Here is a 25,491-nt window from a genome sequence, read left to right as displayed (position 1 = left end):
CGGACGTCGTCTCCGCAAACCGGGTCGTTTCGGCGTGCGGCCGCGGCTATAGCGGTCGCATGCTTGATTTCGCCGCACAATATGCCGCCTTTCAACGCCGCGACCCGGCCTGGGACGGCGTCGTGTTCGTCGCGGTCAAGACCACGGGCGTGTATTGCCGCCCGGTCTGTCGGGCGCGCACGCCGCTCGCCCGCAATGTGCGGTTCTATGGCAGCGCGGCGTCAGCCGAGCGCGCCGGCTTCCGGCCCTGCCTGCGCTGCCGTCCCGAGGCGGCGCCGTTCTGCCCGGCATGGAAGGGCACCAGGACGACCGTCGAGCGCGCGCTGGCGCTGATCGAAGCCGGCGCACTCGACCGCGGCAATGTCGCGGCGCTGGCCGACCGGCTCGGCATCGGCACGCGGCATCTGTCGCGGCTGTTCGCCGAGCACCTCGATGCCTCGCCGCTGCAGGTCGCATTGTCGCTGCGCGTGCAGCGCGCCAAGCGCCTGATCGACGGCGGCGATCTTGCGCTCGCGCTGGTGGCGCAACGTGCCGGCTTCTCCAGCGCAAGGCGCATGAACGCCGCCTTCGCAAAACTCTACGGCCGCTCTCCCGCCTCGTTGCGACGGAAGCGGCCGCCAGGCGTCATGCTGCAATGAACCCAACGGAGATCAGCGAATGGCCAGGAGCTACGGCACCGTCAGTGCCGAACGGAAACTCACGATGAGCGGCCTCGAATTCGTCCAGGGGCTCGCCTCCGGCGCCTTGCCGCTCAACACCATCGCGCGGACCCTCGGCTATGATGTCACTGAGGCCGAACGCGGCCGCGTCGTCGTCACGCTGCTGCCGACGGATGCGCATCTCAATCCGGCCGGCACCGTGCATGGCGGTCTCACCGCGACGCTGCTCGACAGCTGCATGGGACTTGCGGTGCAGTCGATGCTCGACGCCGGAACGAGCCAGACCACGCTCGAGTTCAAGATCTCGCTGCTGCGGCCGATCACGCCCGACACTGGCCCGATCCGGGCCGAGGGCCATGTGCTCAATTGCGGACGTCGCGTCGGCACCGCCGAAGGCAGGGTCACCGACGCCAAGGGACGGCTGCTCGCGCATGGCACGACGACGTGCCTGATCTTTCCTGCTTGATGCGGAATACCTGGAGAGACTGAGCCGGCACCGCACCAGGAGATGCGATGCCGGCCCAGAAGGTTGGAGCGTGTCTGGTCGACGAAGGGTCGGTTCAACCCGCGTAACCACTCTGCTCGGGCAGGCGAATGAGGCCGAGCTGCAGCATGGCAGTGATCGCATCTTCCTGTCCGAGCTCCTCGGCGATCCGTCCGTCCTGCACGCGCAGCACGGTCGTGCCGGCGAATGTCATCTTGCGGCCCGAAGCCGCGGGCAGCGAGCCGAGCCGGAAGTCGCTGAACGCTGGCCCGGTGTGCGTGCCGCCGCCTTCCCAGCGGCCGACGACGAGGTCGCCTTCCGCGACGAGATCGCCGACGCCCCAGAAATTGAGATCCGGAAACGCCTCGCGAAACTCGGTCATGAACTGCGTGACCGCGGCGCGGCCCTTCTTCGGTTCGTGCATCGGGTAGTGCACCACGATGTCTGACGCCGCGAGTTCTTCGATGATGCGCGGATTCCACGGGTTGCCCCAGAACTCCTTGAACCATCGGCCGACTACATTTTTGTTTTGCTCTGACATCTCATCGTCTCCAATTGCGCGTTGCCGGTTTCACGACCGGTGCTGTGTCAATGCGCGCATTAGGCAATGCGAGACGCGTGCCGCACCACCCGATTCCGGATCGGGCGCGCGGTCAGCCTTCAGACGAAATTCCGCTTTGTCGACATGATGCTTGGCGCCGCTTCCCGAACGTCGTCGAGTAATCGGGAAGCGGGTGGCTCAACGCCACACCGACTTGTCGGCGTCCCAGCGCTGGCCCTTGAACTCCTTGAGCAGCGCGTCGATCGCGCCGTTGTCGTCCTTGGTCTCGCTGCCTTCCTCGTCGCTGCTCGAATCGTCGGACAGATTGAGCTTGGCGCCGGCACTGTCGTCCGAGGTCGAGACCGTCGGGCTCGAGACCCACAGCATCAGTTTGTCGGAGCTGCCGGGCTTGTCGGGCGAGACGAGGGCGGTGACCTCGTAGTTCTGGGTGAGGCCGAGCGCAGGGTAGATCGAGCTCGGCCGCTTCAGCACCAGCTTGAGCTTGCCGGTGTTCGCATTCCAGGTTGCGGAGGCGGGCTTTGCCGCCAGTGTCTTCGCCAGCACGCCCGCGATCGCGGACGCGAGCTTGTCCTTGTTGATCCTGTCGCCATCGCGCCAGTCGGCGGCGGCAAAGCGGATGGTTCGGTCCATCTCGACCACGCCGCTGGTCCAGCCGGCCGCGGTGACGCCGGGCGCCGCTTTCGCCTTGGCGAGCAGCGCGCTGGCGTGCTCGGGATCGACGGTGAGGTTGATGGTCTGCTCGCCTGAGCGCAACGCATCGCAGGTCACCGGGAGGCTGGAGGTGCCGATCTCGACGGCCTCGCCCTTCAGGCTCTTGAGGAAGTCGGATGCTGCATCGAGCTTCACCCGCACGCCGATCGATTCCGGCGAGACGTCGGTAAAATCCTTCGGCTGCGGCGTGATGCCGTCCTCGGTGGCCTGGTTGTCCTGGAATTCCTTCTCGCTGAGATCGGAATTATCCGTCGAGGCGACCTCGGTCACGGTCTGGCCGATCGTGATCTGGCCGCGGAACTCAAAGCTGTCGCCGGTCTGCTTGCGGTTCAGCTTGACGGTGACCGGCTGCTTGTCGGCGACGCTCTGGGTGGTTCCGGAGAGGGTCTGGCCGCTGATGGCGAGGTTAGCGACGAAGCGGTCCTTGCGGTCGGAGCTCTTGTCGGCGGGATAGCAGACATCGAGCACCGCCGCGGTTACGGTCTTGCCCTGGCGGGTTTCCTTCAGGACGACGTCGGCATTGCCGTCCATCAGGCCGTCGATCGCGGTGAAGTAGCGCGTCTCGGGGCCGCCACTGGCTGCCGGCTTGGTTTGCAGCTTCATCTGGGCGAGGGCAGGCGCCGAAGCGACGGCAAGACCGAGCAGCAGGAGCGGGAGCGCGCGCATACGATAAGTCCTCGAAGGGCAGAATCGGTTCCGTCGTAACTAGCAAACCTCCGTGTCATTGCGCAAAAAAGAAGGCCGCGTGACGGCGGCCGCCGCGGTTGGACGAAGTGACTTCTGGCACTGTCACGGCAAATGGAGCGTGCCGCGCGTCATGCGCGCGGGTCAGGGTCCTCGCCGCTCTCCAGCCTGCCGCGCAGCGTCGTCACGACGCGGGCCACGGTTTCGATGTCCTTCACGGACAATCCGTCGGCGAGGCGGTTCACCCACGGCAGTTGCAGGCGCATCGCCGCGTCGAAGGCTTGCCGGCCCTTGTCGGTCAGCACCACGAGTTGGGCGCGGCGGTGATGCGGGTTGGTCTCGAAGGTGACGAGCCCGTCCCTTGCGAGGTCGTTGACGATCCGCTGCACGTTCTGCCGGGCAGCGCCGAGGTCGCGCGCCAGCCATGCCACTGGTTGCGGGCGTTCGGCGGCGACGATGGCGCCGAGGATCTGCCAGCGGGCGCTGGTCAGCCCGAGCCCGGCCACCATCCGGTCGCCTGACGTGAACAGCAGGCTGTTGAGCCTGAACAGGTCGAGAATCAGGCCGCTCAGGGCTTCACCCGCCGGCGTTCGCTTGGTCTGGGGCATTTGTCACCATAGCGGTATATTGACATCATAATGTCAATATTGATACGTATCCATCAGATCGAACTGACATCATAGCACCATATCAAAGGAGTAAACCATGCCGCAGATGCGCCCCCTGGACCCCGCGTTCCCGATCGACCGTCAGCTCGCGGTCGACGCCACCAACGTCGTGCTGGTCAACCTCTTCACACTCGATGCGGCCGACGAGGACAGTTTCCTCAGGGCTTGGCAGGACGACGCCGCGATCATGAAGCGGCAGCCCGGTTTTATTTCGACCCAGCTGCATCGCGCGCTGGGTGACAGCCCGGCCTATCTGAATTACGCGGTCTGGGAATCCACGGCCGCCTTCCGTGCCGCGTTCATGAACCCGGAGTTCCGGGCCAAGCTTTCGGCCTATCCGGCCTCGGCGGTAGCGTCACCGCATCTGTTCCGGAAGGTCGCGGTGCCGGACATCTGCGTCGCGTAAGGCACGGAAAATTTTTGGCTGAACCAGCATCCCCGCACACGCCGTACGCCTCTCCCGCAAGCGGGAGAGGGAGCGCAACGGCATTCGGGGCGACGTCCGACTTGCTCAACCGTTGATCGCCATCAGAACGGCGAGCGTGGCGACACCGGTCAGAAAGGCGATGTCGAGAAATCGCAGCGGCGCTTTTGGACGATGACCGATCGAACCGGCGATAACGTAATAGAGGCTATAGCCCGCGCCGAGAACGGCGAACGTCAGCGTCTGCTTGAACCAGAACGTCACGACGACCGCAACAGCGTCCATGTCGTCCTGGGCATAGGCGCCCAATGCGAGCACCGCGCCGATCGCGTAGAACAGCGCCAGCGTTGTCGTCAGTGATCTGGCGTCGCGGGACATCGGATCGTCCTTACATCTCGATCGTGATCAAATCGCAAAAAAGAAGGCCGCCCGGAGGCGGCCTTCAATCTTGATACGGAGGTGCAGCGGGGGGCTCAGAAGCCGCCCATGCCGCCCATCCCACCCATGCCGCCGCCGCCCGGCATCGCCGGCGCCGCGTCCTTCGGCACTTCGGCGACCATGGCCTCGGTGGTGACCAGCAGGCCGGCGACCGAGGAGGCGTCCTGCAAGGCGGTGCGCACCACCTTGGCGGGGTCGATAATGCCCTTGTCGACCATGTCGACATAGTCCTCGGTCTGGGCGTCGAAGCCGAAAGTCTCCGACTTGTTCTCGAGGATCTTGCCGACCACGATCGAGCCCTCGACACCGGCGTTCTCCGAGATCTGGCGAACCGGAGCCTCGAGCGCCTTGAGCACGATGTTGATGCCGGCCTGGACGTCGGCATTCGGGTTGGTGAGACGGCCGACCGCCTTCTTGGCGCGCAGCAGCGCCACGCCGCCGCCCGGCACGATGCCTTCCTGCACAGCGGCGCGGGTTGCGTTCAGCGCGTCCTCGACACGGTCCTTCTTCTCCTTGACCTCGACCTCGGTCGCGCCGCCGACCTTGATGACGGCAACGCCGCCGGCGAGCTTGGCAAGGCGCTCCTGCAGCTTTTCACGGTCGTAGTCCGAGGTGGTCTCCTCGATCTGCGCCTTGATCTGGCCAACGCGGGCGTCGATGTCCTTCTTCTTGCCGGCGCCCTTGACGATCGTGGTGTTCTCCTTGTCGATCACGATCTTGCCGGCGCGGCCGAGCATGTTCACCGTGACGTTCTCGAGCTTCATGCCGAGGTCGTCGGAGATCAGCTGACCGCCGGTCAGGATCGCGATGTCCTCCAGCATCGCCTTGCGGCGATCGCCGAAGCCCGGCGCCTTGACGGCGGCGACCTTGAGGCCGCCACGCAGGCGGTTGACCACCAGCGTCGCCAGCGCCTCGCCCTCGACGTCCTCGGCGAGGATCAGCAGCGGACGGCCGGACTGCACCACGGCTTCCAGCACCGGCAGCATCGACTGCAGGCCGGACAGCTTCTTCTCGTGCAGCAGGATGTAGGCATCCTCGAGCTCGGCGGTCATCTTCTCGGCGTTGGTGATGAAGTAGGGCGAGAGATAGCCGCGGTCGAACTTCATGCCCTCGACGATGTCGACCTCGGTCTCGAGCGACTTGTTCTCCTCGACGGTGATGACGCCCTCATTGCCGACCTTCTGCATCGCCTGCGCGATCATCTTGCCGATCGCGGCGTCGCCATTGGCCGAGATGGTGCCGACCTGGGCGACTTCCGACGAGGATGCGACCGGCTTGGCGCGCTTCTCGATGTCCTTGATCACGGCGGCGACCGCGGTGTCGATGCCGCGCTTGAGGTCCATCGGGTTCATGCCGGCGGCAACCGACTTGGCGCCCTCGCGAACGATGGCCTGGGCCAGCACGGTCGCGGTGGTGGTGCCGTCACCGGCGGTGTCGTTGGTCTTGGAAGCGACCTCGCGCAGCATCTGCGCGCCCATGTTCTCGAACTTGTCGTCGAGCTCGATCTCCTTGGCGACGGTGACGCCGTCCTTGGTGATGCGGGGAGCGCCGAACGACTTCTCGATGACGACGTTGCGGCCCTTCGGGCCGAGCGTCACCTTCACGGCGTTGGCGAGCACGTCGACACCGCGCAGCATGCGGTCGCGGGCGTCTCCGGCGAATTTTACGTCCTTGGCAGCCATTGATTTGAACTCCTGATTGAATGAATGTCGTTGTTTGCCGCTTGATCGCCGTGTCCACTTCCCCTCTCCCCTTGTGGGAGAGGGTGGACGCGATGCGAAGCATCGCGGACGGGTGAGGGGTCTGTCTCCGCGGATAGAGACCCCTCATCCGGCGCGCCTTGCGCGCCACCTTCTCCCACAAGGGGAGAAGGGAAGAGGTCGCCGTGCAGAAGCAGCGGCCCTCGGAGTTCGTGGGCTTACGCCAGCACGCCCATGATGTCGGACTCCTTCATGATCAGGAGCTCCTGGTTGTCGAGCTTGACCTCGGTGCCCGACCACTTGCCGAACAGCACGCGGTCGCCGACCTTGAGGTCGATCGGGATCAGCTTGCCGGCTTCGTCACGGCCGCCCGGGCCGACGGCGACGATCTCGCCCTGCGACGGCTTCTCCTTGGCCGAGTCCGGAATGATGATGCCGCCCTTGGACTTCTCCTCGGCATCGATGCGCTTGACCACGACGCGGTCATGCAGTGGGCGGAAGGTGGATTTAGCCATGACGTTCCCTCTTAAAGGTCCTCTTGGAGGCTTGGTTTCAGGTCCGGTTCATCGAGACCGGTGTTGAATGCCGGCCCGGTCGGCGCCAGGCAGGACGCCCGACGCATTTAGCAATCGTGGTGCAAGAGTGCTAATTGTGGGCCGGGAAATATGGCTTGGCGCAGTTTCTGTCAAGCAAACGGGTTAAGGCCTTGGTGAGGCCAATATAGGATGGTGGACCGGAAACCAAATCGTAGCGATGACGTAATTTTGTCAGACGTCATTGCTCCGTCTTAAGTTTTACGCTTGGCTGCATGACGGGTGCGGCCGGGACATAGTCGGGGGATACATATGATCATGTCACTCAACGCGCGATTGGTCGCACGGTTCGCGGCTGTTTCGGCGCTGACGACACTCTTGGGAGCGTGCGGCAGCATGAGCCTGCCGTCGCTGTCGTCGAACCCCGAGCCGGCGCCTTCTGAACCGGGAGTCGCCCCGGAAATGCCCGCGTCGATCCGCCCCGACGAGATCGTCGGCCGCTGGGGTCTCGCCTCGTTCCAGAATCCCGCCGACCGTGCCCGCACCGAGGCCGCCGCGCGCGGCCAGTGCAAGCAGCCTTACGTGATCGGCGCCGGCCAGAGCGGCGGCGTCATCATGCATCTGGCCGACCAGGCTACCCCGCAGGAATTGCGGCTGAAGGGTTCCCCGAGCGGCAAGAACTATATCGGCCCGCCCGGACCGGTGCCCGGCGAGCAGGACCGCGAGATCATCTCGTTCGACGGCAGGGTCCTGATCACCCGCTTCGTCGACAAGGACGCCGCCACCCGCTACGGCAACATGGTCTACGTCCGCTGCGCGCCAAGGGCGTAAGAGCGAGGCTGGTCCTTCCGTTCATCCTGGAGCCGCATCGGCAGTACACGTCTCCCCTTGTGGGAGAGGTCGAATTGCATCGCAGATGCAATTCGGGTGAGGGGTCTCTCTCCGCGAGTGACCCTCTCGCATTCCAAGTTCGCGGATAGAACCCCTCATCCGGCGCGGATTGCATCCGCGCCACCTTCTCCCACAAGGGGAGAAGGGAAGCGGACAAGTCCAAGCAAACAAAAACGCCGGCCCTTGAGGCCGGCGTTCTTCGTAATGATCTGCCGATCTCAGTTGAACATCGCGTCGATGTCGTCCTGCGAGGCGTGGCCGGCGTCGCCGTCGAGCTTCGGGCCGTTGAGCAAGCGGGCATCGCCCTCGCGGGTGTCGACGATCGGCGGGGAGTGGCTCTTGATCGCGTCGACGCCGCCCCAGATGTTCATCATCTCGTTGATGTGCTGCTCGATGAACTTCATCGTCTGCATCACCTTGCTGATGCGCTGGCCGGTGAGGTCCTGGAAGTTGCAGGCCTCGAAGATAGAGACCACGCGCTCCTGGATATCTTCGCTGAGCCGCTTCTGCTGGTCGGGCGTGACGTTGTTGGCGAGCGCGGTCGCGGCCTGGTCGATCGCCTCGACCGCTTCGAGGATCTGCTGGGTGGCCTGTTCGGTGCCGCCGACCACGGCGCCGAGCTCGCCATTGACCTTGGCCATCTCCTCGCCGTTGAAGCTCTTGCCGTGCAGCACGGCGATCTCGCGCTTGGTGCGGCTGATCGCGTCGTGGATCAGGTCGAGCTCGACCTTGAGCTTCTCGCACTGTTCGACCTGCGCGCGGTAGGTCTCGAGCAGCGCGTGCGCTTCGGCGACCTCGCGGGCCACGATGGAATCGACGCTGTCGGCGGTGCGCTGGGCCGGTGCTGCGGCCATCTGGGCGCGGATCGAGCGAAGCTCGGCCATGATCTCGCGATGCATCGGACCGAGGTCGGCGCCGCCGGTCACTTCCGGCTCCGGCATCACAACCTCGCCCATCGCCTGCTCGACACGAAAACGCTTGCGCTTCACTGACATGATTTTCATTCCCGCCCCTTCACTGCAGTCCGTTCTAGACAGCGCGGATTTAACGTCAGGTTCACGCGGGAACAGTTTGCGCTGATCCTGCGCAACCTCAGGGATACTGCCGATTAACCATGACGCTGCGGCGTTCACGCAAAATAAACGCTACCCGGCAAAACCGCGCCGCATTGTCGACGTGGTGAATCGAAACGGCCGATCCGTTTACCAAACCGATGCGGTTTTCATTGCTTATTGACCACGTGCAACGGCGCATCACGCGCCCTCGCGCATCACGTCACGACGAAACCAGTACAGAGTACGTCGATGTTCAGGAAAACCACGCTTGCGCTGCTTGCCGGCGCCTCTTCGCTTATTGCCGTTCCCCATCATGCCATGGCGATCGACGCGTCGGCTCCGCCCGAGCCCACCGTGATCTACGCCAACCGGGGCGCGCCGCAGCCGCCGATGCGCACCGCCTATGTGCAGCCGCAACGCTCCAACATGGGCGGCGGCTTCATCGAATTCCTGTTCGGCGATGCGCCATCGTCGCAGGGTTATGCACCGCAGCCGATGTATCAGCAGCAGCCGGCCTATTACGGCAATCCCCAGGGGCTGCCGCCGATGGATCCGCAGCAGCAGATGATCCGCCAGCAGCAAGAGGCGGCGGGCGATCCGACGCAGCGTCCGTTCGATCCGCGCTATGAAAAGCAGCTGGTCGATTACAGCGGCAAGGAAGGCGTCGGCACCATCGTCGTCGATACGCCGAACAAGTTCCTCTATCTGGTGCAGGGCGACGGCCGCGCGCTGCGCTACGGCATCGGCGTCGGACGGCCCGGCTTCACCTGGGCCGGCGTCAAGACGATCTCCGCGAAGAAGGAGTGGCCGGCCTGGACGCCGCCGCCGGAAATGCTGGCGCGCCGTCCCGATCTGCCGCGCCACATGGAAGGCGGCCCGGAGAATCCGCTCGGGGCGCGCGCGATGTATCTCGGCTCGTCGCTCTATCGCATCCACGGCTCCAACGAGCCCTGGACGATCGGCACCAACGTCTCGTCCGGCTGCATCCGGATGCGCAACGAGGACGTGATCGATCTCTACGGTCGCGTCAATGTCGGCGCCAAGGTCGTCGTGATGTAATCGCGTAACCCAGCGCGAAGTAGAGCGCTGGGTTACGAAGTCCGCGTCGTCCCGGCGTAGGGCGGGACCCATCCCCACCTGTCATCGCCCGGCTTGATGTTCAGCCCGGGCGATCCAGTACGCCGTGGCCTCTCGGCTCAAGCACTGCGGTCTCCGGGATACTGGATCATCCGCCTGCGCGGGTGATGACACCGCGTGGTTGAGTCCGAATCAAAAACGGCCGCTCGATGAGAGCGGCCGTTTGTCGTTCAGGCGATGCGCACGCGTTTACGCGTAATCGCTGTTGTCGTCGCCGCCATTGTCGTCGAAGTCGTCGGCGTCTTGATCATCGTCGCTGTCCCGGTCGACCTGCGCCTGGTCGAACGCGCCGGCGCGCGAGCCGTAATCACTGTCGCGACCGGACGAACCGACATCGTTGATCCCGGCGTCACGCGCGAGGTCGCTCGACGACTGGTCGCCGCCCCACGGGCGCGAGCCGCCACCGAAATTGCCGGCATCGGCCAGCGACTGGTGACCGCCGCCGCCCATCATGCCGCGGATGCTGGAGAGCAGCAGTCCGCCGCCGACCACGCCGGCCGCGGCCGCAGCCGCTGTGCCGAGGAATGATCCGCCACCACCGCCGGGCGCGCCGCCGCCGAAGGCCGGGGGCTGCGGGCCGCCGTAAGGCTGGCCGTATTGGGGCTGATTGTATTGCTGCGGCGGCTGGCCATAGCCACCACCCGCCTGCTGGATCGCCTGGCCCGAGTTCCAGACCGGGCGGCTGCCGCCGATATCGGGCGCGCGCACCGGCGGCACCGAGCCGTGCGGCTGGCCTTGTCCCTGTCCGAAGATGGCATCGCGCATCGAATCGAGGAAACCACCTTGCTGCTGCGCCGGCTGCTGCTGGCCGACCGCGGCCTCGAGTTCCTGGATCCGGTCATGGGCGCGCTTCAGCGCCTCGTCCTGCACCAGTGCGGTCTGCACCAGCGCGTAGACCGCATTCGGCGCGCTGCGCAGGCCCTGCATGATCGCGGACATGGCCTCGCTGTCGCGCGGGGCATTCTCCAGCTTGGCGAGCCGGTCGAAGAGATCGTCGATCAATTGGCGTTCTTGCGGTGTCATGGCGTTCTCCATCGCGTCGATCGAATCGGCGCGCGGCTGATGTAGGACGGGCTTTGTGGCGCAAGGAGTGGGGGCCAGAATTAAATTTATGTATGCGACAATCCGACCGGGTGAATTTCGTGAACCTTATCAGGCCAGTGTAACTTTATTCAGGGCCAGCAGCGCGACGAAATCATCGCCCGAGAGATAGCCATGTTCGGTCTCGCGCTGCGTCGTCAGCGGGTCGAGGCCCTCAAGTGTTTCGTCGACGAAACCGGGATGGCACATCACCAGCCCGTCCTCGGGCATGCCGTCAAGAAAGCCGCGCATCAGTGCCGCGAAATCATTCTCGCGCGTAAAATCATAGGCGCCGGCGAAGGCTGGATTGAAGCGCAGGCCGGCTCGCTGCGCCTTGATCCGGAATTGGGTGCTGAGCACGTTCAGCACCAGCGCCTTCGGCGCCGTCAGCTGCCGCGCCAGCGGGCCTTCGCGTCCGCACTGCCGCACCCAGGCGTCCGGCGCGCGTTCCTTTACGGCGCGCAGGAAGCCGTCGCGCACCTGCGGGAAAAGCTGCGCGTGCTGGTGACCGTCGACGAAATCAGGCGCGCGGCCGAACAGGTCGTGGAACGCGTCGAGCTGCGCCAGCACTTCGGCGTGGACCAATTCGGCATCGAGCCGGTGCATCAGCCCGGCGCGCAACAACCTCGGAAAGGGCAGGAACATATCGCCGTCGAGCGGGCGGAAATGCATCGTCAGCGGCCGGAACGGCGCGGTCAGCGTGACGTGCAGTCCGATCGCGCAGCGCGGGCTTTTCGCCACCGACGCCTGCAGCGCGGCCGCCGCCTCGCGGCCGATCGCCGGCGTCACCATCATCACCGAGGTGGCATTGAGCCGGCCGCGCTCGATCAGGTCGCGGATCGCGCGGTTGACGCCGTCACTCAAGCCATAATCGTCAGCACACAGCCAGATCCGGCGCGGCGCGGTTTCGCTCATTCGGCGGCGGTCCGCTCGGTGGCGCTTTGCGCAGCGCCGCCGTCGGCGTGCTTCTCGGTGTGCTCGGCCACGAAGTAGATCGGCCGCGCCTTCAGCTCGGAGAGGATCTTGCCGATATATTCGCCGACGATGCCGATCATGATCAGTTGCACGCCGCCGATCGTCATCACGCCGATCATCAGCGACGGATAGCCGGGCACCTGCTTGCCGGTGGTCAAGACTTCCCACAGGATCGAAAGACCGAACAGGAAGGCCGCGCCGGCGAGCAGCGCGCCGAGCAGGCTGGCGAAGCGCAGCGGCGCCACCGAGAACGAGGTCAGGCCCTCGATCGAGAGGCCGATCAGCCGGCCGGCGTTGAAGGTGGTGACGCCGTGCGCGCGCGGCGCCGGCTCGTAGTCGACGCGGATCTGCTTGAAGCCGATCCAGCTGGCGAGGCCCTTGAAGAAGCGGTTGCGCTCCGGCAATTGCCGCAAGGCCGCGGCCGCACGCGGCGACAGCAGGCGGAAGTCGCCGGCATCCTCGGGGATCTGCTGCCGCGCGCCCCAGTTGATCAGCGAATAGAAGCCGCGCACGGCAAGCCGCCGCAACGCCGATTCATTGTCGCGATGCGCCTTCGCCGTGTAGACCACGTCGTAGCCGTCATCGATCCAGTGCGCGACCAGTTGCTCCACCAGCGTGGGCGGATGCTGGCCGTCGCCGTCCATGAACAGCACCGCGCCGCGGCGGGCATGGTCGAGGCCGGCCATCAGTGCCGCCTCCTTGCCGAAATTGCGCGACAGCGACACCACCTGCAGGTCGAGCCCGTCGGCGGGCAGGCCGCGGGCGATCGCCAGCGTGTTGTCGGCGCTGCCGTCGTCGACATAGACCACCTCGCAGGCAAGTCCGTAACGGGCACGCAGCGACCTTGCGAGGTCGATCAGCCGTTGGTGCAGCGCACTGAGCCCGGCGGCCTCGTTATAAACGGGTACGACGATGGACAGACCCTGCGCGGCGGCGGTCTTGGCGGTCGTGGTCAGGCTGGAAACGTCAGAGCCCAGCATCATCGGTCAGGTTCCAGAACTAGAGCGTTTTCGGGCGACATGGACGTCCGGTTCGCGTGAGGAAAACGCGTCACAACGAGAGATCATGCACACAATATGGTACCGGCGGCCGGCTGTCGCCAACATGAACGGCGCGGCTGACTCATTGTCGCAGGAACGCCTCGAGCCTGGCGAACAGCGGGTTCTCGCGGTCGAACACATAGTCCAGCGACACCACCGACACGGTCTCGGCGCCGTGCTCGCGCAGGAAGCTGCCGAGCGCGTAGAGCTTGCCCGGTGGGCAGTGCAGCGTAAGCATGCCCGACGAGGTCGGGCCGCCGAACGGGGCGACCACGCCGAAACGCTGATGCGCCTCGGCGAGCAGCGCATCGTTGCAGCCGGCGAAGCGGGTGCGCACCTCGCGGTACTTGCTGGCGCGGGCCCGCGCGGCGATGTGGTCGAGGATCACGCGCGCGGTCTCGCGGGCGCCGGTCGACCAGTCGGCATCCTTTGAGGCCACCAGATTGGCCTGGCTGCGCAGCATCACGCCGTCGTCGAGCACCTTGAGCCCGTTGGCGGCGAGCGTCGCGCCCGTGGTAGTGATATCGACGATCAATTCGGCGGTGCCGGCCGCGGGCGCGCCTTCAGTGGCGCCGGCGCTCTCGACGATGCGGTAGTCGCCGACGCCGTGCTTGGCGAAATAACCGCGCGTCAAATTGATGTATTTGGTCGCGACCCGCATTCGGTGATTGTGCTGCTCGCGGAAGCCCGAGGCGACGTCGTCGAGATCGGCCATGGTGCGGACGTCGATCCAGGCCTGCGGCACCGCGACCACGACATTGGCATAGCCGAAGCCGAGGCCTTCGATCATCAGCACGCGCTTGTCGGGATCCGGAATGCTCTCGCGCACCAGGTCCTCGCCGGTGACGCCGAGATGCACGGCGCCGCGCGCCAGATTGGCCGCGATCTCGCTCGCCGACAGATAGGCGATCTCGACATTGTCGACGCCGGCAATGGTGCCGCGATAATCGCGCGCGCCGCCGGCTTTCGACAGGGTCAGTCCGGCGCGGGCGAAGAAGCTTTCCGCGTTTTCCTGCAGGCGCCCCTTGGACGGAACGGCGACGACGAAGGGCGTGCTCATCGGACGTCTCCGCGCAGGGCCTTGCCGTGCCGGGTCATCGCCTCGATCCAGACCGAGAAGCCGACCGCGGGGATCGGATTGGCCGATCCGAGCTGCGACATCAGCCCGTCATAGCGGCCGCCCGCGACCAGCGGCTCGCTGCCGTTGCCCTTGGCGTGCAACTCGAATTCGAAGCCGGTGTAGTAGTCGAGGCCGCGGCCGAATGCGGTCGCGAACCGCGTTGTCCTGATGTCGATGCCGCGCGCGGCCATGAAGCCGACCCGGCTCTCGAACTGGTCGATCGCAGCGGCGAGGTTGAGCTTGGCGTCACTGGCCAGCGCGCGCAGCTGCGCGACCGCGTCGTCGGGATCGCCGGATATGGCGAGGAAGCGCTTGATGGTGGCGACCGCATCGCGCGGCAGCGCGCCGGCCTTCAAGGTCGATTGCTCGAGGAAGCGGTCGGCGATCTCGGCCACCGTGCGGCCGCCGACATTGGTGGTGCCGGCGATCGACATCAAATCGGTGACCAGCGCCAGCGCCGCCTTGCGGTCGGAGCCGGCCAGCGCCGCGAGCACGCCCTCATATTCGTTGCGGCCCGGCGCGGTCGCAAGCGTGAGCTGCTCGATGTCGTCGGTCAGCGAAACCTTGCGGTTGAAATCCTTGATCAGGCGGCGCCGCCACACCGGGTAGAGCTCCAGCGCGTCGATCAGCGCGTTGAACAGCGCGACGTCGCCAGTGCGGATCTCGACGTCCTTCAGCCCGAACGCCGTGGTCGCCTCCAGCGCCAGCGCCAGCATCTCGGCATCGGCCGCGGCGCGGTCCTGCCGTCCGAAGGATTCGATGCCGGCCTGCAGGAACTGGCTCGGCGCGCCGCCGCGATAGCGGAACACCGGGCCGAGATAGCTGAAGCCGGCCGGCTGGCCGGCGCGAGGCGAGGCGAGGTAGTCGCGCGCCACCGGGATCGTGAGATCCGGGCGCAGGCAGAGCTCTTCGCCGCTCGGGTCGGTGGTCAGATACAGGCTCTTGCGGATGTCCTCGCCGGACAGGTCGAGGAACGGCTCCGCCGGTTGCAGGATCGCGGGCTCGGACCTGACGTAGCCTGCCTGCGCGAACGAGGCCAGCAGCGCATCCGCCCATAAGGCGGATCCGGCGGCGGATCGTGGTGCGGCAGCTTCGGTCATCTCGAGGTCCAATTCGCCCCGAAATCGCGTTTCGAGGCAGGTTCCATAGGTGGTGTTGGCGGAGCCCTTAGCATGGCCGATCCATGGTTTCGACAGGGATCAGCCAAAGATCAGCCAAGTGGCTTAATGATTGGGTTCGTTAACGATTTTGCGACGGCTTGGCTAGGGGCCGGGCGCGCCGAGTTGCGCGTGAGGTGAGCACGCCTCTCAGGCTCCGTCCCCCGCAAGGGGGGAGGGAGCCCTCCCGCCGGTGTCTCCATCACCACCACCCCAATCGCCCAGCGCCGCCTGCACCAGCGCAAGCGCGGCGACGGCGGCGGTGTCGGCGCGCAGGATGCGCGGGCCGAGTGCGAGGCGAAGGATGCTGGGCCGGCGCAGCAGCAGCGCGCGCTCCTCCTCGGCAAAGCCGCCTTCGGGGCCGATCAGGACGTCGATCCCGGCGTTCGCAGCCTTTGCCGCCTGCAGCGCTTGCATTGGGTTCGCGACCTCGGCGGCCTCGTCGCAGAACACCAATAGCCGCGCCTCGTCGCGGCCGGCGAGGTAGCGCTCGAGCGGCACGGGATCGGCGACCTCGGCAAGCGAGATGATGCCGCATTGCTCGGCGGCCTCGACCACATTGGCGCGCATCCGCTCGCCATTGACCCGCGACACCTGGGTGAAGCGGGTCAGCACCGGCACCAGCCGCGCGGCGCCCATCTCCACCGCCTTCTGCACCATGTAATCAAGCCGCGCATGCTTCAGTGGCGCAAAAACATAGGTGACGTCGGGCAGGCGGTCCTGGGCGCGGGTCTGCGTCGTGATCGTCAGCGTGTCGGCGCGCTTGCGGCCGGAAATCGCCGCGCGCCATTCGCCGTCACGCCCGTTGAACACCAGCACGCTGTCCCCGGCGCCCAGCCGCAGCACGTTGCCGAGATAATTGCTCTGGTCGCGCTCGAGCGAAACACTTGCGCCGGCACCGAGCGGCGCATCGACGAACAAACGGGGGCTGCGGAAATCGTGTTCAGGCATGTTCGGGGAGGATCTTCAAATTCCCTGACGGGCATCGTTCGCCAGCGTTAAGATGGCTTCACTGCTGCTCGACAAGTTTACCAAACTGAACGACACCGTAATCTCGCGGACTCGCCATGAATTCGCGGGCCGGGTAGGAAGAAAGCGTCGATACATTGCTTCTGTCACCAAGTCATATTGGAAGTCCGAGGGGTCGCTTGCACGCGGCCCCTTTTGTGTTTCGGTCGGTGTGCGGAGCCGCGAATCCAAGCGGCATGGCCGGAAAATCCCGTTCAGGCAGATTTGATGGACCGGCCGTGCCGCCGTTGGTAGCCTAAAGGCTTAGAATCCGGGAACAATTTAATATGGCCGGTGTGGCCCTACGCCGCGCTGTCGCCAAAATCCACGGGTTGTTAAGGGCTCACAGGAATCGTAAAACGCCCCCAAAATTCGTTGCTTCGTTTTGTTGCGCTGGGGTTGCCTGGACCTTTTGCCGGAGAAACACCCTCGATGATCCGCCGACTGATCGTGCTGACCGTTGCCGCGACCGCCCTGTCTGCGGGGTGCGCGGCCGCCCAGAGCGCTTTTCCGGCTCCGCTGCCTGGACAGGCCGGCTCCGTCAACGACCCCGCGTTTCCTCCGGTGAACGGCGCGCGTCCGGCCAGGGCCGCGACCGCCCCGGATTCGGCATTCCCGCCGGTCAACGGTGCGCCGGCCGCCAGGGTCGGTGCCGCGCCGTCGGCATTTCCGACCAATGGTGCAGCTCCGATCGCGGGTGGCGGTCTGTCATCGCCGCCGCCCCCGCCGGGTGCCGGCGGCGGTGCCGCCGGTGATGCCTGCATGAAGGATTTCGTTCCGCTGCGCGAGGAGACCGAGAAGCGCGGCAAAGCGATCAAGGCGGCGAGCGACCGGCACGCCAGTCCCCAGGAGGCGTGCAAGCTGATCGGCAATTACAGCCAGGCCGAAATCAGGATGATCAAATATGTCGACACCAATGCGTCGAAATGCGGAATCCCGCCGCAGATCTCCGATCAGCTCAAGACCGGCCACAAGAACACCGAAGCGTTGCTGAAGAAGGTCTGCAATGTCGCGGAGCAGGCTGCGGCGCAGCCGCGCGGGCCCGCGGGGCCGTCGCTCAGCGACGTGCTCGGCTCGTCCGCCTCACTGCCGGAAGCGACCCCGACCAAGAAGGGCGGCAGCACCTTCGACACGTTGAACGGCAACGTGCTGACCCGATAATGGATCGCGCAATGGCTGGCTGCAGATGAGCGACGTTTCCGCCCGCGTTGCCGACTCCACAGGCAACTGGGTGGATACCCATGCGCCGGTCTGGTCGCGGCCCTATCTGCGGCTTGCGCGCTACGATCGGCCGATCGGCTCCTGGCTGCTGTTGATGCCATGCTGGTGGTCGGCGGCACTCGCCGCCGGCGTCGCGCATGATGTTCGCTCGCTGCCGCTCGTCGTGCTGCTGTTCTTCATCGGCGCCTTCGTGATGCGCGGCGCCGGCTGCACCTGGAACGACATCACCGACCGCGATCTCGACGCCAAGGTCGAGCGCACGCGGTCGCGGCCGATCCCGGCCGGGCAGGTGAGCGTGACGCAGGCGGTGGTCTTCATGGTCGCGCAGGCGCTGATCGGGCTGCTCGTGCTGCTGCAGTTCAACCGCTTCGCAGTCATGACCGGCATCGCCTCGCTCGTGATCGTCGCGATCTATCCGTTCATGAAGCGGATCACCTGGTGGCCGCAGGTCGTGCTCGGCCTCGCTTTCTCCTACGGCGCCCTGATGGGATTCGCGGTAACGCTCGAACGCATCGATCTGACTGCGATCGCACTCTACGCCGGATCGATCGCCTGGGTGATCGCCTACGACACCATCTACGCCCACCAGGACGCCGAGGATGATGCGCTGATCGGCGTCAAATCGACCGCGCGGCTGTTCGGTGCACGCACCCATCGCGCGCTGGTGATCTTCTATGGCCTCGCCGTGCTGCTGATCGGCACAGCGTTTGCGCTTGCTGGCGCGCGCTGGCCGGCCTGGATCGGCCTTGCGGCATTCGCGCTGCATCTTGGCTGGCAGGTCCGGCGGCTTGACACCAGCGACGGCGCGCTCTGCCTGCGCATCTTCAAATCCAACCGCGATGCCGGCTTCATCCTGTTCGCGAGCCTGGTCGTCGATGCGGTGATGCGGGCGGCTTGACGGCTTCCGTCATTCCCCTGCGGCCCGATGGATTGCGGGTTCTCGCTTCGCGAGTTGAATCGAGCAGCATCCTCGGGTCGTCCCGGCGAAGGCCGGGACCCATAACCACCGATACTGCTTGTTGTGTGATGCTGGAACGACGAATCCCCGTCAGCAACATCTGCTGCGGCGTATGGGTCCCGGCCTTCGCCGGGACGACACCGATTTTGTGGCGAATAGAACGCCAGACGACGAAACTAATCCCGCGCGATGATCTCGCGCTCGTCGCGATGCACGCTCGCTTCGTTGAGGCGGAAACCGGTACGGCGGCGGACCAGGAATTTCGGGCGGCGGGCGCGGATCGCGTTGCGGCGGCGGCGGCGCGGGGAAGGCATCCGCGGCGGCGGCTCGGTCAGTTGCGGCAGGCGGAAGATGTCGCTCCACATCTGCCAGGCGGAGTTGATTTCGTCGGCGTCCGAACTGGCGCCGAGCGGAATGGAGAGCGCGGGATCGCGGTGAACCAGCACCAGCATCTGCGCGTCGTCGATGCCGCGCACCGCGACGCCGAGGAAATCGCTGACGCGAACATTGACCGCCATCCGCATGCCGCGGACGGCGCGGCGCAGCACGACATGTTCGCGATGAAGCTCGACCTGCCGCGTGCCGCCGTCCGCGCGCGCATCCTGCGCGTGGAAAGAGAGCGGAAGGGAAAGAGGGTCGAGCCGCATTGCGCAGCTCGACCCGGCGGAATTGATTCCGCTTGTTGGTGTTTGACGCCTCAAAGCTCTAGTCTCCCCGCCGGAATTATGTTCCCGGTCGATGTGTGAGAGCCTAGCCGAGCGACGGCCGTTTCAGCTTAAAAAGCCTGGTTAATCGCTCCTCACCTGGCGCCATGATTGACAAGAGGTTGGCCCGCATGATTGACGAAGCCTTGCGCCGATCACTCAAATCTTTGTTGCCCGCCGGCGCAAAGTGCTTGAAATCCCTGTGAATCCGGCACATCTGGTGAGGTCTGTCGACCTCGTTCCGGGCTCCCCTCAATCCGCAGGAATTCGTTCGTGAACTCTTCACCATCTGCATCGCGACACGGTGATACCTCCGATCTGTTCGACCAATCCGCGCTCAGCGACCTCGCGCAGCGTCTGGTCGATGCCGCCAGGCGTGCGGGCGCCGACGCCGCCGATGCCATCGCGGTGCGCGGCGTCTCGCAAGGCGTCGAGGTGCGCGATGGCCGCGTCGAGGAAACCGAGCGCTCCGAGGGCGACGACGTTGGCCTCCGGGTGTTCGTCGGCCAGCGCCAGGCTGTTGTCTCGACCAACGACGTCACCGGCGACGGGATCGCAAAGCTCGCCGAGCGCGCGGTGGCGATGGCGCGCGTGGCGCCGGACGATAAATATGTCGGCCTGGCCGATCCGGCGCTGCTTGCGCATGATTTCCCCGATCTCGATCTGCTCGACCGCAACGTCCCGAGCACGGCCGAGCTCGAGCAGCGCGCCATCGCGGCGGAGGCCGCGGCGCTCGCGGTCAAGGGTGTCACCAAGTCCGGCGGTGCGTCGGCCTCGACCGGGATCGGCGGCATGGTGCTGGTGACTTCCACCGGCTTTCACGGTTCCTATCTGCGCTCCAGCCACGGCATCTCGACGACGGCGATCTCCGGCGAGGGCACCGGCATGGAGCGTGACTACGACTTCACCAGCGCGCCGCACGCCTCCGATCTCGATTCACCCGCGACCGTCGGCCGCAAGGCCGGCGAGCGCGCGGTGGCGCGGTTCAATCCGCGCAAGGTCGAGACCTGCAAAGTGCCGGTCGTGTTCGATCCGCGGGTTGCCGGCTCGATCGTCGGCCATCTGGTCGGCGCCATCAACGGCGCCTCGATTGCGCGCAAGACCAGCTTCCTGAAGGACAAGCTCGGCGAACAGCTGTTCTCCAAGGACATCCGTATCATCGACGATCCCTTGCGCGTGCGCGGCCTGCGCTCGCAGACTTTCGATGCCGAGGGCGTCAAGGTGAAGAAGATCGCGCTGATCGACGAAGGCGTGCTGACCACCTGGGTGTTGGACTCCGCGACCGCGCGCGAACTCGGCCTGGTCACGACCGGGCACGCGCATCGCGGCGTGTCGTCGTCGCCGTCGCCCGGAACCTATAATCTCCATCTCGAGCCCGGCGCGGTGACGCCGAAGCAGCTGATCTCCGACATCAAGCAGGGCTTCTATGTCACCGACCTGATCGGCTCCGGCGTCAACGGCGTGACCGGCGATTACAGCCGCGGTGCCTCCGGCTTCTGGATCGAGAATGGCGAGATCACCTATCCGGTCAGCGAGGTGACCATCGCCGGCCATCTGCTGCCGATGTTCAAGTCGCTGGTCGCAGCCAACGATCTCGAGTTCCGTTACGGCGTCAATTCGCCGACCCTGCGCATCGAGGGCTTGACGCTTGGCGGACGCTGATACGGACGACTGGACCAAGGCGCGCGATGCCGCCTTGCTGACCAGATCGGTGCAGGAGGCGGGCCGGCTCGCGCTGTCGTTGTTCCGCACCGAATTGAAGAACTGGACCAAGGGCGCGTCCTCGCCGGTCTCCGAGGCCGACATCGCGGTCAACGATCTGCTGGAGCAGCAGCTGCGCTCGGCGACGCCTGGCTATGGGTGGTTGTCGGAGGAGAGCGCCGACAACGAGAGCAGGCTCGGCAAGCGCTTCACCTGGATCGTCGATCCGATCGATGGCACCCGCGCCTATCTCGCCGGGCGTGAGGATTGGTGCGTCAGTGTGGCGCTGGTTGAAAATGCGGCTCCGGTGCTCGCGGCGGTGTATGCGCCGGTGAGCGAGGAATTCTTCTTTGCCGCGCGCGGGCAGGGTGCCATCCTTAATGACGCCGCCGTGCACGCAACCGCAGGCACCGATTTCGATTTTCCCCGCATGGCCGGACCGAAACCGCTGGTGCAGCGGCTCAGCCCGTCGCCGGACGAGATCACGTTGTTTCCGCGGATCGGATCGCTGGCGTTGCGGCTGTGCCGCGTAGCACAAGGTCGACTTGACGCGGCCTTTGCGGGCGGGCAAAGCCGCGACTGGGATCTTGCCGCCGCGAATTTGATCGTGCAGGAAGCGGGTGGTAAGATGACCGCGCTCTCGGGGGATGCGATTGAGTACAATCGCCGGGAGGTGACGCATGGGGTGCTGGTGGCAGCAGGACGCGAACGTCATGCACGTATTGTCGAGCATTTTCGCAGCCGTCCATTGCCGTGAGGCCCCGCCGATCCGCTCCGCGCTTCCGATTGTGACGACCAGACTTGCGACAGACTTGTGACGATCAGACTTGTGACGACCAGACCTGTAACGACCACGACTTCAGTGCTTTGCCGGGCATCTCGTTAGGAAAACCACCATCATGTCAGACAATGCCCAGCCGCAACTGCTTCACCTCGTGATCGGCGGCGAGTTGACCGATCTCGAGCACAACACCTTCAAGAATCTGGACGAAGTCGAGATCGTCGGAGTCTACCCGAACTACGCGACCGCCTATGCGGCCTGGAAGGCGAAAGCGCAGCAGACCGTGGACAACGCCCAGATGCGCTACTTCGTCGTTCACCTCCACCGGTTGCTCGATCCTGAGCAGGACACAAAGCACTCCCATTGAAACGACTTCTTCGCGATCTGCTGCGCAGCGGCTTCGTGCAGCGCGCGCTGGGTGTGCTTGCGGCCGAATATCTGCGGCTGGTCTGGTACACCAACCGCTTCAGCTACCAGCCCTCTGACGTGTACGGGATCGTCGAGCCCCTGATGCCGGCGATCTTCGTGTTCTGGCACGGCCAGCACTTCATGACGCCGTTCATCAAGACCAAGGCGAGCTACCGCGCCAAGGTCCTGATCTCCCGCCACCGCGACGGCGAGTTCAATGCGCTTGCAGTGGAGCGGCTCGGCATCGGCACCATCAGGGGTTCCGGCGACCATTCCGGCGCGTTCCACCGCAAGGGCGGCGTCGGCGCCTTCCTGGAGATGGTTCGGACGCTGGAAGACGGCTGCAACATGGCCACCACGGCCGACGTGCCGAAGCGGGCGCGGGTGGCGGGTCTCGGGGCCATCATGCTGGCGCGGGAGAGCGGCCGGCCGATCATCCCGTTCGCGATGGTCACCAGCCGCTTCATCCGGTTGAAAAACTGGGATTCGACCACCATCAATTTGCCATTCGGGCGCGGCGCAGTGGTAGGTATTGAGCCGGTCTATGTACCGCCGGATGCCGATGCCGCGACGATGGAAAAGCTTCGGCAGCACGTGGAGAATCTGCTCAATGAAGCGACCCGGCGCGCCTATGCTGCCGTCGGGCGGCCGGAGGCAACGCTTGGCTAGCTCGCTCCCGATGACGTTGCGTGTTTACCGCAAGCTGTCGTCCGCGATGGTGCCTGTGGTGCCTGCCCTGATCAAGCGGCGGCTCAAGCTCGGCAAGGAAGATCCCGAACGCGTCGGCGAGCGGCGTGGCGTGAGCGGCGATGTCAGGCCGCAGGGTCCGCTGGTCTGGATCCACGGCGCGAGCGTCGGCGAGGTGCTGGCGGCGGTGGGGTTGATCGAGCGGCTGCGCGCGCTCAATTTGCGCATCCTGCTCACCTCCGGCACTGTGACGTCGGCCGCGATCGTGGCCAAGCGGTTTCCGCCCGACGTGATCCATCAATACGTGCCGTATGACTCGCCGCGCTATGTCGCGCGTTTTCTCGATCACTGGCACCCGTCGCTGGCGCTGTTCATCGAGTCCGATTTGTGGCCGAACCTGATCCTGTCCTGCGCCGCGCGGCGGCTGCCGATGGTCCTGATCAACGGGCGGATGTCGCCGCGTTCGTTCCCGCGCTGGCGTCGGCTCTCCAACACCATCGAGGCGCTGCTCGGACGGTTCGACATCTGCCTCGCGCAGTCGAACACCGACGCCGAACGCTTTGCCGCGCTCGGCAGCCACAACGTCGTCGTCACCGGCAATCTCAAGCTCGACGTCGCCGCGCCGCCGGCCGATCCCGCCAAGCTGGAGCGGCTGATGTCGGTGACGCGCGGCCGCGCCATCGTGGTCGCCGCTTCCACCCATCCCGGCGAGGAAGAGATCCTGATCGAGGCGCACAAATCGCTCGCCAAATTCTTCCCCGGGCTGCTCACGGTGATCGTGCCGCGGCACGCCCATCGCGGTGAGGCGGTCGCACAGCTCGTGACGGCTGCCGGCCTGCGCCCCAGTCTGCGCTCGCACGAGGACCTGCCGGTCGCGACGACGGATATCTATGTCGCCGACACCATGGGCGAGCTCGGCCTGTTCTACCGCCTCGCGCCGATCGTGTTCATGGGCGGCTCGCTGGTCCCGCATGGCGGCCAGAATCCGATCGAGGCGATCAAGCTTGGCGCTGCGATCGTGCACGGCCCGCACGTGTTCAATTTCACCGACGTCTATGATGCGCTCGATCGCGGCGGCGGCGCGCGGCTTGCCGATGACCGGGACGCGCTGGTCAAGCAGCTCGGCCAGTTCCTTGCCGATCCCGCCGCACGCGACACCTCGCTCGCCGCCTCCGAGCGCGTCGTCGAACAGCTTGGTGGTGCGCTGGAGCGCACGGTGACCGCTCTCGAGCCCTATCTGTTGCAGTTGCGGCTCGAGATGGGAGCCGCCAATGCGTGAGCCGGCCTTCTGGCACCGGCCGACGTCTTGGATCGCATCTCTGTTGAGTCCTCTTGCCGCGCTGTACGGCGCGGTCGCCGCGCGGCGGATGCGGCGCCCCGGCGCCGATGCCGGCATTCCCGTGATCTGCGTCGGCAACTATCATGTCGGCGGTGCCGGCAAGACGCCGACGGTGCTGGCACTGGCGAAATTGTTGCGCGAGCTCGACGAGCGGCCGGTGGTGCTGAGCCGCGGCTATGGCGGCAGGCTCGAAGGCCCGGTCAAGGTCGATCGTGACAGGCACTCGGCGGCCGATGTCGGCGACGAGCCGCTGATGATGGCGGCGTCCTTGCCGGTGGTGGTGTCGCGCGACCGCGCCGCGGGCCTCGCGCTGGCGCGCGCGCAGGATGCCAGCGTGATCCTGATGGATGACGGTTTCCAGAATCCGTCCGTGGCCAAGAACGTCAGCCTGATCGTGATCGACGCCATGCGCGGCGTCGGCAACGGCCGCGTCATTCCGGCAGGCCCGTTGCGTGCACCGCTGTCGCCGCAGCTCGCGCGGACCGACGCGTTGGTCGTGGTCGGCGAGGGGAGCGCGGCAGCAAAGATCGCCGCCGATCTCGCGTCGCGTGGCAAGCCGGTCTTGTCTGCACGTCTGAAGCCGGACCAGGCTTCGCTGGCGGCGCTCGGCGGCGAGCGGGTGCTCGCCTTTGCCGGCATCGGCGATCCCGCGCGCTTCTTCAACACGCTGCGCTCAAGCGGCGTCGACGTCGTCCGTAGCAGGGCCTTTGCCGATCACCACGCCTTCACGGCGGACGAGATCGAACAGCTCACGGCCGGCGCGAAAGCTGACGCCTTGACGCTGGTGACGACGGAAAAGGATCTGGCGCGGCTGCGCGATCCGCGCGGGATGCCGGCCTCGGCACAGGCGATCGTGCCGTTCGCGGTGACGATGCAATTCGACGATGGGGCTGCGCTGCGGCGCTTCGTGACCGATCAGCTGTTCAAGGCGCGGGACAGCAAGCTGCGCGGATGAGCCCGGCCTCGGGCTCAGGCCTGCGGCTTGAGCACGCCGGGATGGTGGCGCTGCAGCACGGCGGTCGGCGTGGCGTAGGCCTCCTGCAGGTCGACGCTCCAGTACTTCAGCTCGTCGAGCGGGATCCGGACGTCGGTGATGGCACAACGCACAAAGGTGCCGGGCGAGATCACGCGGAAATCGCCATCGAGATATTGCACCTGCGCTTCGCCATGGCCCGAGGGACCGAACTTGTTCAGCACGTTTGAGCTCTCCGCCTTGCCTCCGATGAGGCACTCCAAATGTTCATGAATCCGTCTATCACAGATAGGGTGTCATGTCCGCCCGTTAAACCACCGACTTGTGATGATTTGGCGGCGAAAGCGCGTGGTACCGTTGCCGATGTGGTCCGCTGTGTTGGCAGCGCCATAA

28 protein-coding genes are annotated in these 25,491 nt (G+C 65.7%); 13 read left to right on the top strand and 15 right to left on the bottom strand.

Going from position 1 to position 25,491, the window contains the following annotated elements; translation table 11 throughout:
- Positions 1 to 59 precede the first annotated feature (59 nt).
- Both ACTUWL_RS10055 and ACTUWL_RS10050 read left to right on the top strand, forming a co-directional pair.
- Positions 60 to 638: a bifunctional transcriptional activator/DNA repair enzyme AdaA gene (locus ACTUWL_RS10055; protein ID WP_035652654.1), complete on the top strand. Its 579-nt coding sequence runs from the start codon at positions 60 to 62 to the stop codon at positions 636 to 638.
- Between the two features lie 19 nt (positions 639 to 657).
- Entirely contained in the window at positions 658 to 1,125 is a 468-nt protein-coding gene (locus ACTUWL_RS10050; RefSeq protein ID WP_021080977.1) for a PaaI family thioesterase, read from the top strand.
- Positions 1,126 to 1,219: 94 nt separating this feature from the next.
- Here ACTUWL_RS10050 and ACTUWL_RS10045 read toward each other — a convergent pair whose 3' ends face one another.
- The 3 genes from ACTUWL_RS10045 to ACTUWL_RS10035 all read right to left on the bottom strand — a co-directional run bounded on the left by ACTUWL_RS10045 (position 1,220) and on the right by ACTUWL_RS10035 (position 3,708).
- Positions 1,220 to 1,684 carry an ester cyclase gene (locus ACTUWL_RS10045; protein ID WP_021080976.1) on the bottom strand — a complete coding sequence of 155 codons (465 nt, stop codon included), beginning with the start codon at positions 1,682 to 1,684 and terminating at the stop codon, positions 1,220 to 1,222.
- A 198-nt stretch (positions 1,685 to 1,882) separates the two neighbouring features.
- Positions 1,883 to 3,082, bottom strand: coding sequence for a hypothetical protein (locus ACTUWL_RS10040; RefSeq protein WP_021080975.1), 1,200 nt, complete (start codon positions 3,080 to 3,082; stop codon positions 1,883 to 1,885).
- Positions 3,083 to 3,231: 149 nt separating this feature from the next.
- Positions 3,232 to 3,708 (bottom strand): MarR family winged helix-turn-helix transcriptional regulator, encoded by a 477-nt coding sequence (locus ACTUWL_RS10035; RefSeq protein WP_021080974.1) that lies wholly within the window; start codon positions 3,706 to 3,708, stop codon positions 3,232 to 3,234.
- Positions 3,709 to 3,805: 97 nt separating this feature from the next.
- Here ACTUWL_RS10035 and ACTUWL_RS10030 point away from each other — a divergent pair, with 97 nt between their 5' ends.
- On the top strand, positions 3,806 to 4,174 hold the full coding sequence (locus tag ACTUWL_RS10030) for an antibiotic biosynthesis monooxygenase family protein (RefSeq protein ID WP_021080973.1): 369 nt from the start codon (positions 3,806 to 3,808) through the stop codon (positions 4,172 to 4,174).
- 105 nt (positions 4,175 to 4,279) lie between these two features.
- On the opposite strand, the gene ACTUWL_RS10025 is transcribed toward ACTUWL_RS10030, so the two are convergent.
- The 3 genes from ACTUWL_RS10025 to ACTUWL_RS10015 form a co-directional block, all read right to left on the bottom strand.
- Positions 4,280 to 4,570, bottom strand: a complete 291-nt coding sequence (locus ACTUWL_RS10025; RefSeq protein WP_021080972.1) for a hypothetical protein — start codon at positions 4,568 to 4,570, stop codon at positions 4,280 to 4,282.
- A gap of 95 nt (positions 4,571 to 4,665) precedes the next feature.
- Complete coding sequence (groL, locus tag ACTUWL_RS10020) at positions 4,666 to 6,312, bottom strand: chaperonin GroEL (protein ID WP_050426170.1); 1,647 nt, start codon at positions 6,310 to 6,312, stop codon at positions 4,666 to 4,668.
- 236 nt (positions 6,313 to 6,548) lie between these two features.
- Positions 6,549 to 6,845, bottom strand: coding sequence for a co-chaperone GroES (locus ACTUWL_RS10015; RefSeq protein ID WP_018269780.1), 297 nt, complete (start codon positions 6,843 to 6,845; stop codon positions 6,549 to 6,551).
- Positions 6,846 to 7,175: 330 nt separating this feature from the next.
- Between ACTUWL_RS10015 and ACTUWL_RS10010 the strand changes: the two genes are divergently transcribed.
- The gene (locus tag ACTUWL_RS10010; protein WP_021077272.1) at positions 7,176 to 7,694 is read left to right on the top strand and encodes a hypothetical protein; all 519 of its coding nucleotides are present in this window, start codon (positions 7,176 to 7,178) and stop codon (positions 7,692 to 7,694) included.
- Between the two features lie 278 nt (positions 7,695 to 7,972).
- Here ACTUWL_RS10010 and ACTUWL_RS10005 read toward each other — a convergent pair whose 3' ends face one another.
- Positions 7,973 to 8,749, bottom strand: coding sequence for a protein phosphatase CheZ (locus tag ACTUWL_RS10005; RefSeq protein WP_035650353.1), 777 nt, complete (start codon positions 8,747 to 8,749; stop codon positions 7,973 to 7,975).
- Positions 8,750 to 9,058: 309 nt separating this feature from the next.
- On the opposite strand from ACTUWL_RS10005, the gene ACTUWL_RS10000 reads away from it, so the two are divergent.
- A complete protein-coding gene (locus ACTUWL_RS10000; protein WP_021077274.1) occupies positions 9,059 to 9,868 on the top strand; it encodes a L,D-transpeptidase in 810 nt (269 codons plus the stop codon).
- Between the two features lie 267 nt (positions 9,869 to 10,135).
- On the opposite strand, the gene ACTUWL_RS09995 is transcribed toward ACTUWL_RS10000, so the two are convergent.
- The 6 genes from ACTUWL_RS09995 to ACTUWL_RS09970 all read right to left on the bottom strand — a co-directional run bounded on the left by ACTUWL_RS09995 (position 10,136) and on the right by ACTUWL_RS09970 (position 16,269).
- A complete protein-coding gene (locus ACTUWL_RS09995) occupies positions 10,136 to 10,969 on the bottom strand; it encodes a DUF2076 domain-containing protein (RefSeq protein WP_021077275.1) in 834 nt (277 codons plus the stop codon).
- 129 nt (positions 10,970 to 11,098) lie between these two features.
- Positions 11,099 to 11,941: a ChbG/HpnK family deacetylase gene (locus tag ACTUWL_RS09990; protein ID WP_021077276.1), complete on the bottom strand. Its 843-nt coding sequence runs from the start codon at positions 11,939 to 11,941 to the stop codon at positions 11,099 to 11,101.
- Positions 11,938 to 12,984: a glycosyltransferase family 2 protein gene (locus ACTUWL_RS09985; RefSeq protein WP_021077277.1), complete on the bottom strand. Its 1,047-nt coding sequence runs from the start codon at positions 12,982 to 12,984 to the stop codon at positions 11,938 to 11,940. The genes ACTUWL_RS09990 and ACTUWL_RS09985 overlap by 4 nt, the downstream gene beginning before the upstream one ends.
- A 139-nt stretch (positions 12,985 to 13,123) precedes the next feature.
- Positions 13,124 to 14,101 carry an ATP phosphoribosyltransferase gene (hisG, locus tag ACTUWL_RS09980; protein WP_021077278.1) on the bottom strand — a complete coding sequence of 326 codons (978 nt, stop codon included), beginning with the start codon at positions 14,099 to 14,101 and terminating at the stop codon, positions 13,124 to 13,126.
- The gene (locus ACTUWL_RS09975) at positions 14,098 to 15,261 is read right to left on the bottom strand and encodes an ATP phosphoribosyltransferase regulatory subunit (RefSeq protein ID WP_021077279.1); all 1,164 of its coding nucleotides are present in this window, start codon (positions 15,259 to 15,261) and stop codon (positions 14,098 to 14,100) included. Before ACTUWL_RS09975 ends, hisG begins: the two co-directional genes overlap by 4 nt.
- A gap of 207 nt (positions 15,262 to 15,468) precedes the next feature.
- On the bottom strand, positions 15,469 to 16,269 hold the full coding sequence (locus ACTUWL_RS09970) for a 16S rRNA (uracil(1498)-N(3))-methyltransferase (RefSeq protein ID WP_021077280.1): 801 nt from the start codon (positions 16,267 to 16,269) through the stop codon (positions 15,469 to 15,471).
- A gap of 489 nt (positions 16,270 to 16,758) precedes the next feature.
- On the opposite strand from ACTUWL_RS09970, the gene ACTUWL_RS09965 reads away from it, so the two are divergent.
- Positions 16,759 to 17,487, top strand: coding sequence for a hypothetical protein (locus tag ACTUWL_RS09965; protein ID WP_021077281.1), 729 nt, complete (start codon positions 16,759 to 16,761; stop codon positions 17,485 to 17,487).
- A gap of 25 nt (positions 17,488 to 17,512) precedes the next feature.
- A complete protein-coding gene (gene ubiA, locus ACTUWL_RS09960; protein WP_021077282.1) occupies positions 17,513 to 18,445 on the top strand; it encodes a 4-hydroxybenzoate octaprenyltransferase in 933 nt (310 codons plus the stop codon).
- A gap of 236 nt (positions 18,446 to 18,681) precedes the next feature.
- On the opposite strand, the gene ACTUWL_RS09955 is transcribed toward ubiA, so the two are convergent.
- On the bottom strand, positions 18,682 to 19,206 hold the full coding sequence (locus ACTUWL_RS09955) for a DUF6101 family protein (protein WP_035650310.1): 525 nt from the start codon (positions 19,204 to 19,206) through the stop codon (positions 18,682 to 18,684).
- A gap of 276 nt (positions 19,207 to 19,482) precedes the next feature.
- Here ACTUWL_RS09955 and ACTUWL_RS09950 point away from each other — a divergent pair, with 276 nt between their 5' ends.
- The 6 genes from ACTUWL_RS09950 to lpxK all read left to right on the top strand — a co-directional run bounded on the left by ACTUWL_RS09950 (position 19,483) and on the right by lpxK (position 25,080).
- Complete coding sequence (locus ACTUWL_RS09950; RefSeq protein ID WP_021077284.1) at positions 19,483 to 20,871, top strand: TldD/PmbA family protein; 1,389 nt, start codon at positions 19,483 to 19,485, stop codon at positions 20,869 to 20,871.
- On the top strand, positions 20,858 to 21,667 hold the full coding sequence (locus ACTUWL_RS09945) for a 3'(2'),5'-bisphosphate nucleotidase CysQ (protein WP_021077285.1): 810 nt from the start codon (positions 20,858 to 20,860) through the stop codon (positions 21,665 to 21,667). The genes ACTUWL_RS09950 and ACTUWL_RS09945 overlap by 14 nt, the downstream gene beginning before the upstream one ends.
- A gap of 142 nt (positions 21,668 to 21,809) precedes the next feature.
- A complete protein-coding gene (locus ACTUWL_RS09940; protein ID WP_016848023.1) occupies positions 21,810 to 22,058 on the top strand; it encodes a DUF4170 domain-containing protein in 249 nt (82 codons plus the stop codon).
- Positions 22,055 to 22,768 carry a lysophospholipid acyltransferase family protein gene (locus ACTUWL_RS09935; protein WP_021077286.1) on the top strand — a complete coding sequence of 238 codons (714 nt, stop codon included), beginning with the start codon at positions 22,055 to 22,057 and terminating at the stop codon, positions 22,766 to 22,768. The genes ACTUWL_RS09940 and ACTUWL_RS09935 overlap by 4 nt, the downstream gene beginning before the upstream one ends.
- On the top strand, positions 22,761 to 24,065 hold the full coding sequence (locus ACTUWL_RS09930; protein WP_373010970.1) for a 3-deoxy-D-manno-octulosonic acid transferase: 1,305 nt from the start codon (positions 22,761 to 22,763) through the stop codon (positions 24,063 to 24,065). Before ACTUWL_RS09935 ends, ACTUWL_RS09930 begins: the two co-directional genes overlap by 8 nt.
- Complete coding sequence (gene lpxK, locus ACTUWL_RS09925; RefSeq protein WP_021077288.1) at positions 24,058 to 25,080, top strand: tetraacyldisaccharide 4'-kinase; 1,023 nt, start codon at positions 24,058 to 24,060, stop codon at positions 25,078 to 25,080. Before ACTUWL_RS09930 ends, lpxK begins: the two co-directional genes overlap by 8 nt.
- Positions 25,081 to 25,094: 14 nt before the next feature.
- Here lpxK and ACTUWL_RS09920 read toward each other — a convergent pair whose 3' ends face one another.
- Entirely contained in the window at positions 25,095 to 25,322 is a 228-nt protein-coding gene (locus ACTUWL_RS09920; RefSeq protein ID WP_016848019.1) for a DUF2093 domain-containing protein, read from the bottom strand.
- Between the last annotated feature and the right edge of the window lie 169 nt (positions 25,323 to 25,491).

Source organism: Bradyrhizobium sp. WCU1, assembly GCF_053474805.1.
Note: the sequence above shows the minus strand (reverse complement) of the source record. Positions and strands in the feature narration are given on the sequence as shown.

What these genes read in the sequence shown, in the direction of transcription:
- ACTUWL_RS10055 (WP_035652654.1), top strand. Translation starts at nt 60, where the DNA reads ATGCTTGATTTCGCCGCACAATATGCCGCCTTTCAACGCCGCGACCCG.
- ACTUWL_RS10050 (WP_021080977.1), top strand. Translation starts at nt 658, where the DNA reads ATGGCCAGGAGCTACGGCACCGTCAGTGCCGAACGGAAACTCACGATG.
- ACTUWL_RS10045 (WP_021080976.1), bottom strand. Translation starts at nt 1,684, where the DNA reads ATGTCAGAGCAAAACAAAAATGTAGTCGGCCGATGGTTCAAGGAGTTC.
- ACTUWL_RS10040 (WP_021080975.1), bottom strand. Translation starts at nt 3,082, where the DNA reads ATGCGCGCGCTCCCGCTCCTGCTGCTCGGTCTTGCCGTCGCTTCGGCG.
- ACTUWL_RS10035 (WP_021080974.1), bottom strand. Translation starts at nt 3,708, where the DNA reads ATGCCCCAGACCAAGCGAACGCCGGCGGGTGAAGCCCTGAGCGGCCTG.
- ACTUWL_RS10030 (WP_021080973.1), top strand. Translation starts at nt 3,806, where the DNA reads ATGCCGCAGATGCGCCCCCTGGACCCCGCGTTCCCGATCGACCGTCAG.
- ACTUWL_RS10025 (WP_021080972.1), bottom strand. Translation starts at nt 4,570, where the DNA reads ATGTCCCGCGACGCCAGATCACTGACGACAACGCTGGCGCTGTTCTAC.
- groL (WP_050426170.1), bottom strand. Translation starts at nt 6,312, where the DNA reads ATGGCTGCCAAGGACGTAAAATTCGCCGGAGACGCCCGCGACCGCATG.
- ACTUWL_RS10015 (WP_018269780.1), bottom strand. Translation starts at nt 6,845, where the DNA reads ATGGCTAAATCCACCTTCCGCCCACTGCATGACCGCGTCGTGGTCAAG.
- ACTUWL_RS10010 (WP_021077272.1), top strand. Translation starts at nt 7,176, where the DNA reads ATGATCATGTCACTCAACGCGCGATTGGTCGCACGGTTCGCGGCTGTT.
- ACTUWL_RS10005 (WP_035650353.1), bottom strand. Translation starts at nt 8,749, where the DNA reads ATGTCAGTGAAGCGCAAGCGTTTTCGTGTCGAGCAGGCGATGGGCGAG.
- ACTUWL_RS10000 (WP_021077274.1), top strand. Translation starts at nt 9,059, where the DNA reads ATGTTCAGGAAAACCACGCTTGCGCTGCTTGCCGGCGCCTCTTCGCTT.
- ACTUWL_RS09995 (WP_021077275.1), bottom strand. Translation starts at nt 10,969, where the DNA reads ATGACACCGCAAGAACGCCAATTGATCGACGATCTCTTCGACCGGCTC.
- ACTUWL_RS09990 (WP_021077276.1), bottom strand. Translation starts at nt 11,941, where the DNA reads ATGAGCGAAACCGCGCCGCGCCGGATCTGGCTGTGTGCTGACGATTAT.
- ACTUWL_RS09985 (WP_021077277.1), bottom strand. Translation starts at nt 12,984, where the DNA reads ATGATGCTGGGCTCTGACGTTTCCAGCCTGACCACGACCGCCAAGACC.
- hisG (WP_021077278.1), bottom strand. Translation starts at nt 14,101, where the DNA reads ATGAGCACGCCCTTCGTCGTCGCCGTTCCGTCCAAGGGGCGCCTGCAG.
- ACTUWL_RS09975 (WP_021077279.1), bottom strand. Translation starts at nt 15,261, where the DNA reads ATGACCGAAGCTGCCGCACCACGATCCGCCGCCGGATCCGCCTTATGG.
- ACTUWL_RS09970 (WP_021077280.1), bottom strand. Translation starts at nt 16,269, where the DNA reads ATGCCTGAACACGATTTCCGCAGCCCCCGTTTGTTCGTCGATGCGCCG.
- ACTUWL_RS09965 (WP_021077281.1), top strand. Translation starts at nt 16,759, where the DNA reads ATGATCCGCCGACTGATCGTGCTGACCGTTGCCGCGACCGCCCTGTCT.
- ubiA (WP_021077282.1), top strand. Translation starts at nt 17,513, where the DNA reads ATGAGCGACGTTTCCGCCCGCGTTGCCGACTCCACAGGCAACTGGGTG.
- ACTUWL_RS09940 (WP_016848023.1), top strand. Translation starts at nt 21,810, where the DNA reads ATGTCAGACAATGCCCAGCCGCAACTGCTTCACCTCGTGATCGGCGGC.
- lpxK (WP_021077288.1), top strand. Translation starts at nt 24,058, where the DNA reads ATGCGTGAGCCGGCCTTCTGGCACCGGCCGACGTCTTGGATCGCATCT.